Source organism: Mesorhizobium sp. 131-3-5 (assembly GCF_016756575.1).
Lineage (GTDB): Bacteria > Pseudomonadota > Alphaproteobacteria > Rhizobiales > Rhizobiaceae > Mesorhizobium > Mesorhizobium jarvisii.
Genome location: NZ_AP023254.1, coordinates 4,749,921 through 4,766,995, shown reverse-complemented (window position 1 = coordinate 4,766,995; position 17,075 = coordinate 4,749,921). Strand labels below are relative to the sequence as shown.

General features: G+C 62.9%; 17 protein-coding genes. 12 read left to right on the top strand and 5 right to left on the bottom strand.

All coding sequences use genetic code 11. From position 1 onward, the window contains the following. Positions 1-187 precede the first annotated feature (187 nt). On the top strand, positions 188-778 hold the full coding sequence (locus JG747_RS23360; RefSeq protein ID WP_223217740.1) for a phosphatase PAP2 family protein: 591 nt from the start codon (positions 188-190) through the stop codon (positions 776-778). On the opposite strand, the gene JG747_RS23355 is transcribed toward JG747_RS23360, so the two are convergent. Both JG747_RS23355 and JG747_RS23350 read right to left on the bottom strand, forming a co-directional pair. Next, entirely contained in the window at positions 775-1,425 is a 651-nt protein-coding gene (locus JG747_RS23355; RefSeq protein WP_202360123.1) for an FMN-binding negative transcriptional regulator, read from the bottom strand. The genes JG747_RS23360 and JG747_RS23355 overlap by 4 nt on opposite strands. 21 nt (positions 1,426-1,446) lie before the next feature. After that, the gene (locus JG747_RS23350) at positions 1,447-2,121 is read right to left on the bottom strand and encodes an alpha/beta hydrolase (protein ID WP_027046762.1); all 675 of its coding nucleotides are present in this window, start codon (positions 2,119-2,121) and stop codon (positions 1,447-1,449) included. Between the two features lie 240 nt (positions 2,122-2,361). Between JG747_RS23350 and JG747_RS23345 the strand changes: the two genes are divergently transcribed. From JG747_RS23345 to JG747_RS23310, 8 genes are all read left to right on the top strand, one after another. Then, a complete protein-coding gene (locus tag JG747_RS23345; protein WP_038652561.1) occupies positions 2,362-3,525 on the top strand; it encodes a cysteine desulfurase family protein in 1,164 nt (387 codons plus the stop codon). Between the two features lie 188 nt (positions 3,526-3,713). Continuing rightward, on the top strand, positions 3,714-5,231 hold the full coding sequence (sufB, locus tag JG747_RS23340) for a Fe-S cluster assembly protein SufB (RefSeq protein ID WP_019857752.1): 1,518 nt from the start codon (positions 3,714-3,716) through the stop codon (positions 5,229-5,231). A 27-nt stretch (positions 5,232-5,258) separates the two neighbouring features. Further along, on the top strand, positions 5,259-6,014 hold the full coding sequence (gene sufC / locus JG747_RS23335) for a Fe-S cluster assembly ATPase SufC (RefSeq protein WP_038646395.1): 756 nt from the start codon (positions 5,259-5,261) through the stop codon (positions 6,012-6,014). A 19-nt stretch (positions 6,015-6,033) separates the two neighbouring features. Beyond that, positions 6,034-7,302, top strand: coding sequence for a Fe-S cluster assembly protein SufD (gene sufD / locus JG747_RS23330; RefSeq protein WP_051112893.1), 1,269 nt, complete (start codon positions 6,034-6,036; stop codon positions 7,300-7,302). 4 nt (positions 7,303-7,306) lie between these two features. Then, on the top strand, positions 7,307-8,551 hold the full coding sequence (locus tag JG747_RS23325) for a cysteine desulfurase (RefSeq protein ID WP_064983522.1): 1,245 nt from the start codon (positions 7,307-7,309) through the stop codon (positions 8,549-8,551). 8 nt (positions 8,552-8,559) lie between these two features. Further along, on the top strand, positions 8,560-8,952 hold the full coding sequence (locus JG747_RS23320; protein WP_027046765.1) for an SUF system Fe-S cluster assembly protein: 393 nt from the start codon (positions 8,560-8,562) through the stop codon (positions 8,950-8,952). Positions 8,953-9,054: 102 nt separating this feature from the next. Beyond that, positions 9,055-9,435, top strand: a complete 381-nt coding sequence (gene sufA, locus JG747_RS23315; protein ID WP_023810316.1) for a Fe-S cluster assembly scaffold SufA — start codon at positions 9,055-9,057, stop codon at positions 9,433-9,435. A 121-nt stretch (positions 9,436-9,556) separates the two neighbouring features. Next, the gene (locus tag JG747_RS23310; protein ID WP_019857759.1) at positions 9,557-9,907 is read left to right on the top strand and encodes a hypothetical protein; all 351 of its coding nucleotides are present in this window, start codon (positions 9,557-9,559) and stop codon (positions 9,905-9,907) included. Between the two features lie 16 nt (positions 9,908-9,923). Here JG747_RS23310 and JG747_RS23305 read toward each other — a convergent pair whose 3' ends face one another. Further along, positions 9,924-10,421 (bottom strand): GFA family protein, encoded by a 498-nt coding sequence (locus JG747_RS23305; RefSeq protein ID WP_202360122.1) that lies wholly within the window; start codon positions 10,419-10,421, stop codon positions 9,924-9,926. Between the two features lie 89 nt (positions 10,422-10,510). Between JG747_RS23305 and JG747_RS23300 the strand changes: the two genes are divergently transcribed. Beyond that, positions 10,511-10,834: a TfoX/Sxy family protein gene (locus JG747_RS23300; protein WP_010909072.1), complete on the top strand. Its 324-nt coding sequence runs from the start codon at positions 10,511-10,513 to the stop codon at positions 10,832-10,834. Position 10,835: 1 nt separating this feature from the next. Here JG747_RS23300 and JG747_RS23295 read toward each other — a convergent pair whose 3' ends face one another. Then, positions 10,836-11,753 (bottom strand): pseudouridine-5'-phosphate glycosidase, encoded by a 918-nt coding sequence (locus JG747_RS23295; RefSeq protein ID WP_027046767.1) that lies wholly within the window; start codon positions 11,751-11,753, stop codon positions 10,836-10,838. 64 nt (positions 11,754-11,817) lie between these two features. After that, positions 11,818-12,762: a carbohydrate kinase family protein gene (locus JG747_RS23290; protein ID WP_019857763.1), complete on the bottom strand. Its 945-nt coding sequence runs from the start codon at positions 12,760-12,762 to the stop codon at positions 11,818-11,820. A gap of 281 nt (positions 12,763-13,043) precedes the next feature. Between JG747_RS23290 and recA the strand changes: the two genes are divergently transcribed. Further along, a complete protein-coding gene (recA, locus tag JG747_RS23285; RefSeq protein ID WP_010909075.1) occupies positions 13,044-14,141 on the top strand; it encodes a recombinase RecA in 1,098 nt (365 codons plus the stop codon). Between the two features lie 259 nt (positions 14,142-14,400). Next, positions 14,401-17,067, top strand: coding sequence for an alanine--tRNA ligase (gene alaS, locus JG747_RS23280; RefSeq protein WP_019857764.1), 2,667 nt, complete (start codon positions 14,401-14,403; stop codon positions 17,065-17,067). The last annotated feature ends 8 nt before the right edge of the window (positions 17,068-17,075 follow it).

Sequence of the window (17,075 nt, the reverse complement as noted above, 5' to 3'; positions counted from 1 at the left end):
CCGATCCCTGAGCAATTTTCGCGACACCACGCAGATCGTCAGAAGGCGCTTTGCCGCTCGTCCCGCGCGCTACCCCAACATCGCATGGCCGGTCTGGCTCGTTGTTTGGGTGTTGCTGACGGCGGCGGCCTTTGTTCGCCTCGATACACCGGCAGGGATGGTCCACGGCCAATGGTCGGGAGCCGGGGTGGCTGAATTCCTGACCCAGTTCGCTCTCGGCGGCTGGTACCTGATCCCGTCGGCGCTTTTGCTCGTTGGGGCCAATCTGACCGATTGGCGCAGCCTTTCACGGCGATCGCTGATGCTCGTCTACAACTGGACTTGCCTGGCTTTTCTGGTGCTGAGCGCCGTCGGCCTGTCGGGCCTGCTGGTCAATGTCCTGAAATATGCGATCGGCCGGGCCCGCCCGCTCTACTTCCAGGATTTTGGCGTGCTCGCCCTGCACCCCTTCGCCTTTGACGCGCGCTTCGCCGGTTTTCCATCCGGCCATGCCACGACGATGGGGGCGGTGTTCGGCGTTCTCCTGCTCTTGTTTCCGCGGCGTTGGTATATCGCCCTGGTGATCACCGCCTGCCTCGCCTCGACCAGGGTTTTCGTCGGCGCGCACTATCCGAGCGATACGGTGGCCGGCTTCGGCCTTGGCTGCACCTTCGCGCTGGCTTGCGGGCTGGTCTTTGCCCGGCTCGGCTTCATCTTCCGTCCGACGCCCTCAGGGTTGCCGGTCCGCAAGGCATCGTTCCGGCTGATTGCTCCGGAAAATAAGTCGTTGCCCGATTAATTGCTGTCCAGGCCGCCGTAGGACCTTACCAGGCGAGCCATGTCGGACGCGTCGGCGACTTCGCTTTCCAGCCCCTCCGCCACGCCGGCGCGATCGGCGACGGGGCGGTTCTGGCTGACCTTCCACTTGCCGTGGATCTCGCTGATCTCGATCTCCAGTCCGATGATGCCCTTGATCTGCGACTGGATGAAGGGCGGCGGCGCATCGGTCACCGCCCAGGGCGCCTCGCGGGCACCTTCCTGGGAAGCGGTCAGATCGCCGATCTGCCGCGCCAGCCACTCCTGGTCGTCGATTACCTTGGCCGCGCCGCGTACCTGCACGATGGCGTAGTTCCAGGTCGGCACCACCTTGCCGGTTTCGCGCTTGGTCTCGTACCAGGAAGGCGTCACATACGCGTCGGCGCCCTGGAAGACGATCAGCACGGGCGACGCCGGATTGTCGGCAATGAGGCGCCAGTGTGGGTTGGCCTTGGCCAGGTGAGCCCGCAGTCTCCCGTTCGGCGCCGCTGCGGCGTCGAGCAGGAAGGGAATGGCGGCGGCGACCGGGCCGTCAGGCCCGTTCGAGATCAGCATTCCGAGCGGATGCGCCCTGATCAGTCCATGCAGCACGTCGGGCCGCGTTTCCTGGAAATGGGGAGGCTCGTACATCGGCGCTGGCGCCTTTCCTGCTTATCTCAGCCGCTTGGGCCGCGGATCGGACAATTCGCCCGCCAGCCGGCGATCGAGATAGTCCGCGCATTCCTCGATCAAAAGATCGGCGTGGTTGGCGAAGAAGTGGTTGGCGCCGGGCAGGGTCTTCTGCGTGATGGTGATGCCCTTCTGCGTGTGCAACTTGTCGACCAGGCCTTGCACATCCTTCGGCGGCGCCACCTTGTCGGCATCGCCATGGATGATCAGGCCCGATGACGGGCAAGGCGCCAGGAACGAGAAGTCATAGGTGTTGGGCTGCGGCGCGATCGATATGAAGCCCTCGATCTCCGGCCGGCGCATCAAAAGCTGCATGCCGATCCACGAGCCGAATGAATAGCCGGCGACCCAGCAGCTCTTGGAATCCGGGTGCAGCGACTGGACCCAGTCGAGTGCGGCGGCGGCATCCGACAATTCGCCGGTGCCGTGGTCGAATTCGCCCTGGCTGCGGCCGATGCCGCGGAAATTGAAGCGCAGCGTGGTGAAATCGCGCTTCTGGAACATATAGAAGAGGTCGTAGACGATCTTGTTGTTCATCGTGCCGCCGAACTGCGGATGGGGATGCAAGACGATGGCGATCGGCGCGCTCTTTTCCTTGGAGGGCTGGTAGCGTCCCTCCAGGCGGCCGGCCGGACCGGTGAAAATGACCTCAGGCATGAAATACTCCACTTGGGTAATACGAATGCGCGGCGCCCGGAACGAGTCTTCCTCTGGCCTTGACGCAGGGCGAGCGTCTTCTTAGAAGCTAGTTTAGAACTATTCAAAACTGAGTGACCAGACGTCGAGCCCGGCCACCCGCGCCGCAAGCCGCGTAAATAGGACGGCTCGCCTTGGAATTTCAAGGAAATAACGCCATACGACGACCGAATGGCTTCTGACGGGATCAACTGGACGAAAATGGCCGCAAAACGCGCGTATCTCGACTATAATGCCAGTGCGCCGCTGCTTCCAGCGGCACGCGAGGCTATGGTCGCGGCGCTTGACGTGGCGGCCAACCCGTCATCGGTCCATGCCGAAGGCCGCGCCGCGCGGCGCCTGATCGAGACGGCAAGGCGCGAGGTCGCTGCTCTGGTCAATGCCAGGCCCGAACATGTCGTTTTCACCTCGGGCGCGACGGAAGCCGCTTCGACTTTGCTGGCCCCTGAATGGCAGATGGGGCGCGGCAGCGTGCGCATGAGCCGGCTCTACGTCTGCGAGGCCGATCATCCCTGCCTGTTGAATGGCGGGCGCTTCCCGGCGGGGCAGGTGACGCGCATCGGCGTCGATGCCAACGGCATTGCCGACCTTGCGGCCTTGGCCGGGGCACTTGCAGGTCATAACAAGGCCGATGGCCTACCGCTGGTCGCGATCCATGGCGCCAACAACGAGACCGGCGTGATCCAGCCGATCGATCGCATCGCCGAAATCGTCAAGGCCGCTGGCGGCATTCTTGTCGTCGATGCCGTTCAGGCCGCAGGCCGCGTTTCCATCGACATGTCAGCGGGTTACGCCGATTATTTGATTCTGTCTTCGCACAAGATCGGCGGTCCCAAGGGCGTCGGCGCCATCGTCGCCGCCGCCGATCTGATGATGCCGAAGCCCCTGATCAATGGCGGCGGCCAGGAAAAGGGCCATCGCGGTGGCACGGAAAACCTCGCCGCCATATCAGGCTTTGGTGTCGCCGCGCGCGGAGCACTGGCCGGACTGCCGGCGATCGATGCGGTGCGCCAGCACCGCGACGAGATCGAAGCCATCGTGAAAATGCTGGTGCCAGACGCGGAAATCTTTGGAACCGACGCGCCAAGGCTTGCCAACACGACATTCTTCGCTATTGCGGGCATCAAGGCCGAAACCGCGCAGATCGCCTTCGATCTCGCCGGTGTGGCGCTGTCGGCCGGCTCCGCCTGTTCGTCGGGCAAGGTCGGGCCGAGCCACGTGCTGAAAGCCATGGGCTATGGCGACAGTCTTGGCGCCTTGCGCGTGTCGATCGGTGCTGCGACGGGCGCCGAGGACATTGAATTGTTCCGAACCGCGCTGGCGGGAATTGCCCAGCGCCGGGCGGGCAGGGAACAGGCCGCCTGACGCGGTGAAAGGGAATTCAGGCTTCGCAGCCTGGTAGAGCCGTGCGTTTGCAAGTGGCCGGGTGAATTTCCGGTCGAAACGCACTATATGGAACTTACGCCACTTCCGGCGCCTCAGGGGGCTGCCGTTCGCGGTGCCATAGTTTGAAAACTGCCGGGCCTTGACCCCGGCGTGGATGGAGAACGCATATGCCTGCTGTGCAGGACACGATCGATCGGGTCCGAAAGATCGACGTCGACCAATACAAATACGGATTCCAGACCGAGATTGCTGTCGACAAGGCCCCCAAGGGCCTGAGCGAAGACATCATCCGTTTCATTTCGGCCAAGAAGGACGAACCGTCCTGGATGCTGGAATGGCGTCTGGAGGCCTATCGGCGCTGGCTGACGCTGGAAGAGCCGACCTGGGCGCGCGTCCACTATCCGAAGATCGATTTCCAGGACATCTACTACTATGCCGCGCCCAAGAGCACGCCCGGCCCGTCCTCGCTCAGCGATGTCGATCCGGAACTCTTGAAGGTCTACGAAAAGCTCGGCATTCCGCTGCGCGAGCAGGAGATCCTCGCCGGCGTGCAGAAGACCGACGCCTCGGAGCTCGAGGAGCCTAGCGACAACGTCTACAAATCCGGCCGCGTCGCCGTCGACGCGGTGTTCGATTCCGTGTCCGTCGTCACCACCTTCAAGAAGGAGCTGGCGCAGGCCGGCGTCATCTTCTGCTCGATTTCGGAAGCCATCCGCGAGCATCCGGAACTGGTTCAGAAATATCTCGGCTCGGTCGTGCCGACCTCGGATAATTTCTACGCCACGCTGAATTCGGCTGTCTTCACCGACGGCTCGTTCGTCTTCGTGCCCAAGGGTGTGCGCTGCCCGATGGAGCTGTCGACCTATTTCCGCATGAACGAGAAGAACACCGGCCAGTTCGAGCGCACGCTGATCATCGCCGAGGAGGGGGCGTACGTCTCTTATCTCGAAGGCTGCACTGCGCCGCAGCGCGACGAGAACCAGCTGCATGCCGCAGTCGTCGAACTGGTGGCGCTCGACGACGCCGAGATCAAATATTCGACCGTGCAGAACTGGTACCCCGGCGACGCCGAGGGCAAGGGCGGCATCTACAATTTCGTCACCAAGCGCGGCGACTGCCGTGGCGACCGCTCGAAGATTTCGTGGACGCAGGTTGAGACCGGCTCGGCCATCACGTGGAAGTATCCGAGCTGCATCCTGCGCGGCGACGATTCCAGCGGCGAGTTCTATTCGATCGCCGTTTCCAACGGCTATCAGCAGGTCGACTCGGGCACCAAGATGATCCATCTCGGCAAGAACACGTCGAGCCGCATCATCTCCAAGGGCATCGCCGCCGGCTTCTCGCAGAACACCTATCGCGGCCAGGTATCGGCGCACCGCAAGGCGACCAACGCCCGCAACTTCACCAACTGCGACAGTCTGCTGATCGGCGACCAGTGCGGCGCGCACACCGTGCCCTACATGGAAGCCAAGAACTCGACGGCGCAGTTCGAGCATGAGGCGACGACTTCGAAGATTTCCGAGGACCAGAAATTTTACGTCATGCAGCGCGGCATTCCCGAGGAGGAAGCCATCGCGCTGATCGTCAATGGCTTCGTCAAGGATGTCATCCAGCAACTGCCGATGGAGTTTGCCGTCGAGGCGCAGAAGCTGATCGGTATCTCGCTTGAGGGCTCGGTCGGCTGACCGGACAGATATTCAGGAAACAAAAGAATGCTTGAGATCAAGAACCTGCATGCCCGCATCGTCGATGACGGCACCGAAATCATCCGCGGCCTGAATCTGACGGTGAAAGCCGGCGAGGTCGCCGCGATCATGGGCCCGAACGGCTCGGGAAAATCGACGCTGTCCTATATCCTTGCCGGCCGCGAGGACTATGAAGTCACCGAAGGCGACATCCTCTACAACGGCCAGTCGATCCTCGAAATGGATCCGGCCGAGCGCGCCACGTCGGGCATTTTCCTCGCCTTCCAGTACCCGATGGAGATACCGGGCGTGGCGACCATGGAATTCCTGAAAGTGGCCATGAACGAGCAGCGCAAGGCGCGTGGCGAAGAGCCGCTGAAAATCCCCGAATTCCTCAAGCGGGTGAAGGAAGCCGCGGCCTCGCTCAGCATGGACATGGCGATGCTGAAGCGGCCGCTCAATGTCGGCTTCTCCGGCGGCGAGAAGAAGCGCGCCGAGATTTTGCAAATGAAGCTGCTGGAGCCAAAACTTTGCGTGCTCGACGAGACCGATTCCGGCCTCGACATCGATGCGCTGAAGATCGTTTCCGACGGCGTCAACGCGCTGCGTGCACCCGATCGGGCCTTCCTGGTCATCACCCACTACCAGCGGCTGCTCGAGCACATCGTGCCTGATAGCGTGCACGTGCTCTACAGGGGCCAGGTCATCAAGTCCGGCGACAAGTCGCTGGCGCTCGACCTCGAAGCCAATGGCTATGCCGGCGTGATCGGCGAAGCCGCGTGAGATGCCAGAGGCAAGACTGATGAATATGCACACACAACCGCAGCGGACACCGGCCGAGACAGCGTTGATCGACGCGTTCGGCGACCGGCTGTCGCTGCTGCCGGGCGACGGCGCGGTGATGCTGAAGCGCGACGACGCGATTGAGGCGATCAAGCACGGCCTGCCGACGCGGCGCGTCGAATCCTGGCATTACACGGACCTGCGCCGGTTGTTGAGCGTAGTGCCGGACTTCGACCCCGCCGCCATGGCCAAGGCCATCGCGCCGATTGTCGAAGGCTCGGCCGTCCTGCCGGTCCTGAACGGCAAGTCCGACGCGAAGGTGCCGGCCATCGAGGGCGTTGCCGTCCAGTGCCTGTCGGAAAAGCTGATTGATGGCAGCATCGCGCCGGGGCTCGATCCCTATGGTAGCGACGATGCGATCGGAGCGCTGAACACCGCCTTCGTTGCCGATGGCTATTTTGTCGACATCGCCGATGGCGCCGAACTTGAAAAGCCGATCGAGCTGCAGAATGTGCAGGCCGGCGGCCAGACCCATGTGCGCCTGGCCGTTCGCGTCGGCGCCGGCGCCAAGGCCGTTATCGTCGAGCGTCAGGCGGGTGATGGCGCCGCGCTGGTCAGTTCCGTCAGCCAGCTGGTGCTTGGCGAGGGTGCCGAGGTGACATGGCTGATCGTCCAGGAGCAGCCGGACACGGCGACGCATCTGGCGCAGTTCAAGGCCCATATCGGCAAGAACGCGAAACTGACGCTTTTCGTGATGAACGCTGGCGGCAAGCTTGTGCGCCAGGAGGTCATGGTCAAGACGACGGGCGAAGGCGCTGATTTCAAGCTGCGCGGCATCAACCTTCTGGCCGGCGACACCCACTCCGACGTGACGATGGTGCTCGACCACGCCGTGCCGCATACGACCTCGACCGAGGTCATCCGCAACGTGGTGACGGGCAAGGCACGCGGCGTCTTCCAGGGCCGCATCAACGTCCACCAATATGCGCAGAAGACGAATGCCAAGATGGCCTGCAACACGCTGTTGTTGTCGGACGATGGCGAGTTCTCGACCAAGCCTGAGCTCGAAATCTTCGCCGACGACGTCGTCTGCGGCCACGGCGCGACGGTGACCGAGATCGACCACGACCATCTGTTCTACCTGATGGCGCGCGGTGTCGACGAGAAGTCGGCTCGCGGTCTGCTGGTCAAGGCCTTCGTGGCCGAGGTGATCGAGGAACTGGACGACGAGACGATCGTCGAGGCGCTGGAAGCGAGACTCGACGAATGGTTTGTGACGCACGGGTGAAATGATGAACGCTCCAGGCAAGATCGGAGATTTCTACGACGTCGAGGCGATCCGCCGCGACTTCCCGATCCTGTCGCGCGAAGTCTATGGCAAACCGTTGGTCTACCTCGACAATGGCGCCTCGGCGCAGAAGCCGCAGGTGGTGCTGGACACGATCCAGCATGCCTATTCCCAGGAATACGCCAACGTCCATCGCGGCCTGCATTTCCTGTCCAACGCAGCGACCGATGCCTATGAAAAGGCGCGCGAGACGGTGCGCCGCTTCCTCAACGCGTCGAGCACCGACAACATCGTCTTCACCTCCAACACGACCTCGGCGATCAACACCGTCGCCTATGGCTATGGCATGCCCAATATCGGCGAGGGCGACGAGATCGTGCTGTCGATCATGGAACACCACTCCAACATCGTTCCCTGGCATTTCATCCGCGAGCGGCAGGGCGCCAAGCTGGTCTGGGTGCCGGTCGACGATCTCGGCGTCTTCCACATTGAGGAGTTCGAGAAGCGGCTGACCGACCGCACCAAGCTAGTCGCCATCACGCAGATGTCGAATGCGCTGGGCACGGTGACGCCGATCAAGGAGATCGTGCGCATCGCGCACGCGCGTGGTATTCCCGTCCTTGTCGATGGCAGCCAGAGCGCCGTGCATATGCCGATCGACGTGCAGGATCTCGACTGCGACTTCTTCGTCTTCACCGGCCACAAGGTCTACGGTCCGTCTGGCATCGGCGTGCTCTACGGCAAGAAGGACATTCTCCAGGGCATGCGCCCCTTCATGGGCGGCGGGGAGATGATCGAGGAGGTGACGGAAGACATCGTTACCTACAACGAGCCGCCGCATCGCTTCGAGGCCGGCACGCCGCCGATCGTCCAGGCGATCGGGCTGGGTGCCGCCCTCGACTACATGGAAAAGATCGGCCGCGAACGGATCGCGGCGCACGAGGAAGACCTCAAGACCTACGCGCACGAGCGGCTGCGCGCCATCAACTCGCTGCGCATCTTCGGCGATGCGCCGGGCAAGGGCGCGATCATTTCCTTCGAACTGCAAGGCATTCATGCCCATGACGTGTCGATGGTGATAGACAGGCAGGGCGTGGCAGTGCGGGCCGGCACCCATTGTGCCCAGCCGCTGTTGAAACGCTTTGGTGTAACCTCCACATGCAGGGCATCGTTCGGCATGTACAATACCAGGGCCGAAGTCGACGCTTTGGCCGAGGCGCTTGAAAAAGCGCGAAAGTTCTTTGGGTGATGACGACCATGGACGATGTGAGCACAACCGAAGAGACCGCGCCGGAAACGGCTGCAAATGGCATCGTATCGGCCTCGGCCATTCCCGCCGACGAACTGGCGCGGCTGACCGACGACATCGTGTCGGCGCTGAAGACGGTCTACGACCCGGAAATTCCGGCCGACATCTACGAGCTCGGCCTCGTCTACAAGATCGACATCGAGGACGACCGCTCGGTCAAGATCGACATGACGCTGACCGCGCCGGGTTGCCCGGTGGCCGGTGAAATGCCGGGCTGGGTCGAAAATGCCGTCGGCGCCGTCGAAGGCGTGTCCGGCGTCGAGGTCAACATGACCTTCGACCCGCCCTGGTCGCCCGACCGTATGTCGGAAGAAGCGCAGGTGGCGGTGGGGTGGTACTAGCGTCGAGCCTGGTACACTTGCGCCAGGGGTAAAACTTCACCATTTTAGGTGAGGAATCATTCGGCAGGCCTTTAACCTGCATGGAATGGAGAAGGAAAGAGAATGGGACGCTTCGCCGTCATCACGATGACCGAAAAGGCCGCAGACCGGGTGCGCGAGATCGTGGCTACCCGTGACAACGCGCACGGCATCCGCCTCGGCATCAAGAAGGGCGGCTGCGCCGGCATGGAATATACGGTCGACCTGGTGACCGAGCCCAACACCAAGGACGACCACATCGAGCGCGACGGCGCCCACGTCTATGTCGCGCCGGAGGCCGCGCTTTTCCTGTTCGGCACCGAGATGGATTTCGAGCAGACGACGTTGCGCACCGGCTTCACCTTCCGCAACCCGAACCAGAGTTCGGCCTGCGGCTGCGGCGAATCCGTCGAACTGAAGCCGGCCGATCTGAAGGCATTGGCGGAAGCACGCGCTTCGGCCTGAAGTACGATCAGAATCTGGTATAGCTGGATGAATCAAAAGCGCGCGTCGTGATTTACGCTAAATAGAGCGCTGTCGTCATAAATTCCCGCCGTCCAGTGTTTGATGGTTTCGGGGTCCCGCGATGAATAGCCATCCTTTGGTTCTCGCGTCAGTTCTCATTATTTTGTTTTCCTATTTCGCTTACTATCGGGTTTACTGGTACGTGAAAAATAACCTGCTTCTGCAGGTGAATTTGAGCGACTATCAGATACGGACGTCGCTCGATTTTTATGTATTCGGCAAGGGAATACCAAAAAAGATAAAGCTATTGTATATAGCGTGCCATTTATCCGGCATGGTTGTTGCAATTTTATTCGGACTTTGTGCGCTTGAGGTGCATAGGGGTGATATGATCATACTCTTCGGCTCTGTAACCATTGCCTTCCTGGCGTCTGCTGTTCGCGGGCTGTCAAAAATGATCAAAGCACAATAGGGTTTTGTCCTTCCCTCTAATCGACCCACATCCCCATCCGCTTGTGCCAGTCGGCGATCGATTCCTCGGGGTAGACATCGAACGTCTTGTCGCCCTTGCCGAAATCGGGCTCGACCCAGTTCGCCTTGTATTTCAGCATCAGATGCACCTTTTGCGGCGGCTTCGGCAGGTCGCTGTCGATTGCCGAGGCGAAGGGGTGCACCAACTCCGGCCAGGTCGGGTCGTAAAGCCAGAGCGCCGACCCGCATTTGCGGCAGAAATTGCGCTCGCCCGTCGAGACCTCGCAATGCGGATGCTCGTCGTCCTCGATCTCGGCACGGTATACGCCAAGGCTCCTCTTGCCCCTGATGTTCAGCGTCTCATAGGCGGCGCCGAGATTGATGGCGAACCCGCCGCCGCCCTGCTGCTTGCGGCAGATCGAGCAGTAGCACAGCATGAACGGTACGGGCGTGTGGCTCTCCACCTCGAAACGCACCGCGTTGCAGCGGCAGGACCCCTTGAGCAGAAGCGGCATGACAAAAACTCCGATGGAATGGTCTTAACCTGTCAGCATGGTTCTGGTTGCGCGATGACAATGTCAAATGCCGGTGACATGATCGCGGCATGGACAATGAACGCATCGCCGAACTGTTCTCAGGGCTGGGCCCGGTCAGCATCCGCAGGTTGTTCGGCGGCAAGGGCATCTATTTCGACGGCGTCATCATCGCCATCGTGCTGCGCGGCGAGTTGCTGCTCAAGGCCGACGAGCAAAGCGCGCCCGATTTCGAAGCCGAGGGCTGCAAGCAATGGGCCTATACCGGCAAGCGCCACGGCAAGCTGGTCGCCATGCCCTATTGGAGCATTCCCGACAGCGCCTTTGACGATCCCGACGAGATGACGGTGTGGGCGCGCCGCGCCTATGAGGCAGGGCGGCGCGCAGGCAAGTGAACTACAGCGCCTTGGCGATCTCGGCAGCCAGCCGCGCATTGTTTTCGACCAGCGCGATATTAGTCTTGAGGCTGCGGCCGCCGGTCAACTCCAGGATTTTTCCCAGCAGGAACGGCGTCACCGCCTTGCCGGTCACGTTGAGCGCCTCGGCCGCCTTTTGCGCGGCGTCGATATAGCCCGCCATCTCTTCAGCAGGGATTTCGTGGTTTTCCGGCACCGGATTGGCGATCAACATGCCGCCACCCAAGCCCAGTGCCTGCCGCGTCCGGAAGAAATGCGCGATCTCTTCGGGCTTATAAAGGGTCAGCGGGGCGCGGAACGGCGACTGCCGCGACCAGAAGGCGGGCATGGTCTCGCAGCCATGGCCGACGACAGGCACGCCTCGCGTCTCCAGCACTTCCAGCGTCTTTTCGATGTCGAGGATCGCCTTGGCGCCGGCCGAGACGACGATGACCGGCGTGCGCGCCAATTCGTCGAGATCGGCGGAGATGTCGAAGCTCTTCTCGGCGCCCTTGTGCACGCCGCCAATGCCGCCGGTGGCGAACACTTTTATCCCGACCATTTCAGCCGCGATCATGGTGGCGGCGACTGTCGTGCCACCCGTGCGCCCTTGCGCGACGGCAAAGCCGAGGTCGGCGCGCGACAGCTTCATGGCGTCACCGGTCATGGCCAGCGATTCGCGCTCGCCGTCGGACAGGCCGATCTTGATGCGGCCGCCAACCACGGCGATCGTCGCCGGTATGGCGCCGCCGTCGCTGATGATCTTCTCGACATTGGCCGCCATGGCGCCATTGTCGGGGTAGGGCATGCCATGGGTGATGATGGTGCTTTCCAGCGCCACAACCGGGCGCCCGGCGGCCAGGGCTTGCGCCACCGGTGCGTGGATGTCGATGAAGGGGCGGGCGGTTTCGGGGCTCATCTGGATCTCCAACTCGCGGTGCGGCGCATGCCGGCAATACAGCGGCACTATGAATTCGCCGGTCTCATGCCACTTCCTGCGCGTCCGGCACAAGTGCCAGCGCTTCCGCGAAGCTTGCCGCGGTAAAATCAGGGATGGCGTCGGCGCTTTCGATGGCCAGCGTCGCCGCCGCGACGCCTTCGCGCAAGGCCTGGCGCAGCGGCAGGCCGCGCAGCAAGGCTGCCACCGTCGCACCCGCCAGCGCGTCGCCGGCGCCGGTGACGTCGGCGACTTTTCTGGGGGCAGGCGGTTGGATCGAAAAAGCGCCTGTCTCGTCGAAACCCAGCACCGGCGCGCTGCCTGCCGTCACGACGCCGCTGGCAAGGCCGCTGCATCGCAAACCGTCGACGACGTCTCGCTCGGCGGCATTTGCATTGACGCCGGCCAGCGCGACGGCCTCGCGCCGGTTCATGAAGACCAGTGCCAGCGCGCCGAGCACCGGTATCAGCCGCACGACCTTGGCCGGCGAAATGGCAATGGCATAGACCGGCTTGCCGGCGGCAAGCGAAACCAGCCGCTCCAGTGCCGAAGACGGCAGATTGGCATCGCACAGTATGGCATCGGCGGCTGCGATCGCCTCGCGGACCTTGGAGCGCCTCATCTGCTTGGGAAACGCCAGATCGTACAGCGCCATGTCGGCGAAGCCGACGATCAACTCGCCCTCGCGATCGATCAGCGCCGTATAGCTCGGCGTCGTGCGGTCGAGGAAGACCGCCGACAGGTCTGCGATGCCTGCCTCGGCGATGGCTCGCGAAATGGTGTCGGCCCCGGCATCGCCGCCGCGCATCGACATCAGCGAGCCCGATACGCCGCGCCGCACCGTGCTGCGCAGCGCGTTGAACACGCCGCCGCCGACATCCTCGCGCATCGTGCCGGGATTGGACGCGGCCGGCACGTAGGCGCCGGACACCTGGCCACGCCGGTCGATATGGGCGCCGCCCACGGCCAGTATCTCTATGGATTTCACCATGCTGGCGATATGCCCTTTGTTATTGCGACTGCACAAGCGCTAGACTGCGCCGCAGACCTTCGCCAGCAAGATGGCGATTCGGCGGATCGATACAATCGAACAGTCTGGCCCAATGTGGGGCGCGTTCCTGTTCGATCTCTTGGTACGAAAAAAGAACAAATCCGGATATGACTTGTTTTTCAGATATTTGATCCCTCTTGCCAAACGAGAACAAAAAAGGTACAAAATGGCAGGGATTACGGATTGTCCGGCCTTCATTGACGACCAAGGGGTGATGTATCATGGCTCAGAATTCTTTGCGGCTTGTAGAGGATAAGGCAGTGGACAAATCAAAGGCTCTGGATGCGGCGCTGTCGCAAATCGAGCGGGCTTTCGGCAAGGGCTCGATCATGCGGCTCGGCGCGAACGAGCAGGTCGTCGAGATCGAAACGGTGCCGACCGGCTCGCTCGGCCTCGACATCGCGCTCGGCGTCGGTGGCCTGCCGCGCGGCCGCATCATCGAGATCTACGGGCCGGAAAGCTCGGGCAAGACGACGCTGGCGCTGCACACGGTGGCCGAAGCCCAGAAGAAGGGCGGCATCTGCGCCTTCGTCGACGCCGAACACGCGCTCGACCCGGTCTATGCCCGCAAGCTCGGCGTCGATCTTGAAAACCTGCTGATCTCGCAGCCCGACACCGGCGAGCAGGCGCTGGAGATCTGCGACACGCTGGTGCGTTCCGGCGCCATCGACGTGCTGGTGGTCGATTCGGTCGCGGCACTGACGCCGCGCGCCGAAATCGAGGGCGAGATGGGCGATTCGCTGCCCGGCCTGCAGGCCCGCCTGATGAGCCAGGCGCTGCGCAAGCTGACCGCCTCGATCTCGCGCTCCAACACCATGGTCATCTTCATCAATCAGATCCGCATGAAGATCGGCGTCATGTTCGGTTCGCCCGAGACCACGACCGGCGGCAACGCGCTGAAATTCTACGCGTCGGTGCGCCTCGACATTCGACGCATCGGCTCGGTCAAGGACCGCGACGAGGTCGTCGGCAACCAGACCCGCGTCAAGGTGGTCAAGAACAAGCTGGCGCCGCCCTTCAAGGTGGTCGAGTTTGACATCATGTATGGCGAGGGCGTGTCCAAGACCGGCGAGCTGGTTGATCTCGGCGTCAAGGCCGGCGTGGTCGAGAAGTCCGGCGCCTGGTTCTCCTACAATTCGCAACGCCTCGGCCAGGGCCGAGAAAACGCCAAGCTGTTCCTGCGCGACAATCCCGATACGGCACGCGAAATCGAACTGGCGCTCAGGCAGAATGCCGGGCTGATCGCCGAAAAGTTCCTCGAAAATGGCGGGTCTGAAGGCGGCGACGACGGTTTTGAGGACGAAGCCGGCGCGATGTAGGGCAACGGACAGAGTTCGGCCATAAAGTCGGCCTATGACCTGATGCTTAAGTAATCGAGTTCTTTAGTACCGCGTCCAAAACCGCCGGCCTTCGCGCCGGCGGTTTTCGTTTTTGGGGCCAATAGACTCCCAGGATTGGCGCAGTTCCGTGTTTCTGGACAGGCTGGAGCGTGCCCGCTAAAAGGCCAAGTCTATTTCTGGAAAGCAGACACCAGTTTCCGCCGGCCGCGCCGGCGGTTTTCGCGAAAAGGCAGCAGTCATGAGTGGCGTGAACGAGATCCGGTCGACCTTTCTCGACTATTTCCGCAAGGAGGGCCACGAGGTCGTGGCCTCGAGCCCGCTCGTGCCGCGCAACGATCCGACATTGATGTTCACCAATGCCGGCATGGTGCAGTTCAAGAACGTCTTCACCGGTCTGGAGAAGCGGTCCTATTCGCGCGCCACCACCGCCCAGAAGAGCGTTCGCGCCGGCGGCAAGCACAACGACCTCGACAATGTCGGCTACACCGCGCGCCACCTGACCTTCTTCGAAATGCTCGGCAATTTCTCCTTCGGCGATTACTTCAAGGAGCGTGCCATCGAGCTTGCCTGGAACCTGATCACCAAGGAGTTCGGGCTGAAGAAGGACAAGCTGCTGGTCACTGTCTATCACACCGACGATGAGGCGGCCGGCTTCTGGAAGAAGATCGCCGGCTTCTCGGATGATCGCATCATCCGCATCGCGACCTCGGATAATTTCTGGGCGATGGGCGACACCGGTCCCTGCGGGCCGTGCTCGGAAATCTTCATCGATCGCGGCGAGCACATCTGGGGCGGTCCTCCCGGCAGCCCCGAAGAGGATGGTGATCGCTTCCTCGAATTCTGGAACCTGGTGTTCATGCAATATGAACAGGTGACGAAGGAGGAGCGCATCGACCTGCCGCGCCCGTCGATCGACACCGGCATGGGGCTGGAGCGCATGGCCTCCATCCTGCAGGGCGTGGAAAGCGTTTTCGAAACCGACCTGTTCCGGCATTTGATCGATGCGGCGTCCTCCGCGCTCGGGCGCGCGCCTGACGCGGAAACGGTGGCCTCCTACCGCGTCATTGCCGATCATTTGCGCTCGTCGTCCTTCCTGGTCGCCGACGGCGTGCTGCCTTCGAACGAAGGCCGCGGCTATGTGCTGCGCCGCATCATGCGCCGCGCCATGCGCCACGCGCAGCTGCTCGGCGCGAACGAACCGCTGATGTGGAAGCTGGTGCCGGCTCTGGTGCGCGAGATGGGCCAGGCCTATCCCGAGCTGCTGCGCGGCGAACAGCTGATCACCGAGACGCTGAAGCTCGAGGAGACGCGCTTCCGCAAGACGCTGGTGCGCGGCCTCGGCCTGCTCTCCGAGGCGACGGAAACGCTGCATGCCGGCGACATGTTGGATGGCGAGACGGCTTTCAAGCTTTATGACACCTACGGTTTCCCGCTTGACCTGACGCAGGACGCGCTGCGCCAGCGCAACATCTCGGTCGATCTTGCCGGCTTCACCAATGCGATGGAGCAGCAGAAGGCCGAGGCGCGCAAGCATTGGACCGGGTCTGGCGAGGCCGCCACTGAGACGGTGTGGTTCTCCGTGCGCGAACAGACCGGCGCCACCGAATTCCTCGGTTACGAGACCGAGCAGGCGGAAGGCCTGATCCAGGCGCTGGTCAAGGACGGCAAGACCGTCGACAGCGCCGGAAAGGGCGATGCCGTTGCGGTGGTCGTCAACCAGACGCCTTTCTATGGCGAGTCCGGCGGCCAGATGGGCGACACCGGCATCATCTCCGGCGAAGGGTTCTCGATCGAGATCGCGGACACGCAGAAGAAGGCCGACGGGCTGTTCGTGCATCTGGGCAAGGTGGCGAGCGGCACGGTCAGGACGGGCGCCGCCGTCGAGCTCAAAGTCGACCATGCGCGCCGCACCAGGCTGCGGGCGAACCACTCCGCCACGCACCTGATCCACGAGGCGCTGCGCGAGGTGCTGGGCACTCATGTCGCGCAGAAGGGCTCGCTGGTCGCGCCCGAGCGTCTGCGCTTCGACATCTCGCACAACAAGCCGATCTCGGCCGAGGAACTCGAAGAGGTCGAGCGCATGGCCAACGAAATCGTCGTGCAGAACGGCCCGGTGACCACGCGCCTGATGTCGGTCGACGACGCGATTGCGGAAGGCGCCATGGCGCTGTTCGGCGAGAAGTATGGCGACGAGGTGCGCGTCGTGTCGATGGGCACGGGCCTGCACGGCGCCAAGGCCAACCGGCCCTATTCGGTCGAACTCTGCGGCGGCACGCATGTCAGGGCGACCGGCGATATCGGCCTGGTCCGCGTCGTCTCCGACAGCGCGGTCGCCGCCGGCGTGCGCCGTATCGAGGCGCTGACCGGCGAGGCGGCCAGAAAACATCTCGACGAGCAGGATCGGCGTCTGAAGGCGGCGGCAGCCGTGCTGAAAATCTCGCCCGCCGACGTGCCGGCCCGCGTCGAGGCTTTGCTCGAAGAGCGCAAGAAGCTCGAGAAGGACCTGACCGAAGCGCGCAAGAAACTGGCGCTGGGCGGCGGTGCCGCGGCGGGTGCACCCTCGGAGAACGAGACGGTCGCGGGTGTTGGCTTCCTCGGCAAGGCGGTCTCCGGCGTCTCGCCGAAGGATCTGAAGCCGCTGGCCGATGCCGGCAAGACCTCGCTCGGCTCCGGCGTCGTCGTCTTTGTCGGTGCCGGCGAGGACAACAAGGCAAGCGTCGTCGTCGCCGTTACCGACGACCTCGTCGGCCGCTTCAGCGCCGTCGACCTGGTGCGCGTCGCCTCCGCCGCCTTGGGCGGGCAGGGCGGTGGCGGGCGGCCCGACATGGCCCAGGCCGGCGGCCCGGATGCCTCGAAGGCCAATGATGCGATCGCGGCTGTGAAGGCGGCGCTCGAAGCCGCCTGAAAGCCATG

What these genes read in the sequence shown, in the direction of transcription:
- JG747_RS23300 (WP_010909072.1), top strand. Translation starts at nt 10,511, where the DNA reads ATGGACAATGAACGCATCGCCGAACTGTTCTCAGGGCTGGGCCCGGTC.
- sufC (WP_038646395.1), top strand. Translation starts at nt 5,259, where the DNA reads ATGCTTGAGATCAAGAACCTGCATGCCCGCATCGTCGATGACGGCACC.
- JG747_RS23320 (WP_027046765.1), top strand. Translation starts at nt 8,560, where the DNA reads ATGGACGATGTGAGCACAACCGAAGAGACCGCGCCGGAAACGGCTGCA.
- JG747_RS23295 (WP_027046767.1), bottom strand. Translation starts at nt 11,753, where the DNA reads ATGAGCCCCGAAACCGCCCGCCCCTTCATCGACATCCACGCACCGGTG.
- sufD (WP_051112893.1), top strand. Translation starts at nt 6,034, where the DNA reads ATGAATATGCACACACAACCGCAGCGGACACCGGCCGAGACAGCGTTG.
- JG747_RS23325 (WP_064983522.1), top strand. Translation starts at nt 7,307, where the DNA reads ATGAACGCTCCAGGCAAGATCGGAGATTTCTACGACGTCGAGGCGATC.
- JG747_RS23290 (WP_019857763.1), bottom strand. Translation starts at nt 12,762, where the DNA reads ATGGTGAAATCCATAGAGATACTGGCCGTGGGCGGCGCCCATATCGAC.
- recA (WP_010909075.1), top strand. Translation starts at nt 13,044, where the DNA reads ATGGCTCAGAATTCTTTGCGGCTTGTAGAGGATAAGGCAGTGGACAAA.
- JG747_RS23310 (WP_019857759.1), top strand. Translation starts at nt 9,557, where the DNA reads ATGAATAGCCATCCTTTGGTTCTCGCGTCAGTTCTCATTATTTTGTTT.
- JG747_RS23355 (WP_202360123.1), bottom strand. Translation starts at nt 1,425, where the DNA reads ATGTACGAGCCTCCCCATTTCCAGGAAACGCGGCCCGACGTGCTGCAT.
- JG747_RS23345 (WP_038652561.1), top strand. Translation starts at nt 2,362, where the DNA reads ATGGCCGCAAAACGCGCGTATCTCGACTATAATGCCAGTGCGCCGCTG.
- alaS (WP_019857764.1), top strand. Translation starts at nt 14,401, where the DNA reads ATGAGTGGCGTGAACGAGATCCGGTCGACCTTTCTCGACTATTTCCGC.
- JG747_RS23350 (WP_027046762.1), bottom strand. Translation starts at nt 2,121, where the DNA reads ATGCCTGAGGTCATTTTCACCGGTCCGGCCGGCCGCCTGGAGGGACGC.
- sufB (WP_019857752.1), top strand. Translation starts at nt 3,714, where the DNA reads ATGCCTGCTGTGCAGGACACGATCGATCGGGTCCGAAAGATCGACGTC.
- JG747_RS23305 (WP_202360122.1), bottom strand. Translation starts at nt 10,421, where the DNA reads ATGCCGCTTCTGCTCAAGGGGTCCTGCCGCTGCAACGCGGTGCGTTTC.
- sufA (WP_023810316.1), top strand. Translation starts at nt 9,055, where the DNA reads ATGGGACGCTTCGCCGTCATCACGATGACCGAAAAGGCCGCAGACCGG.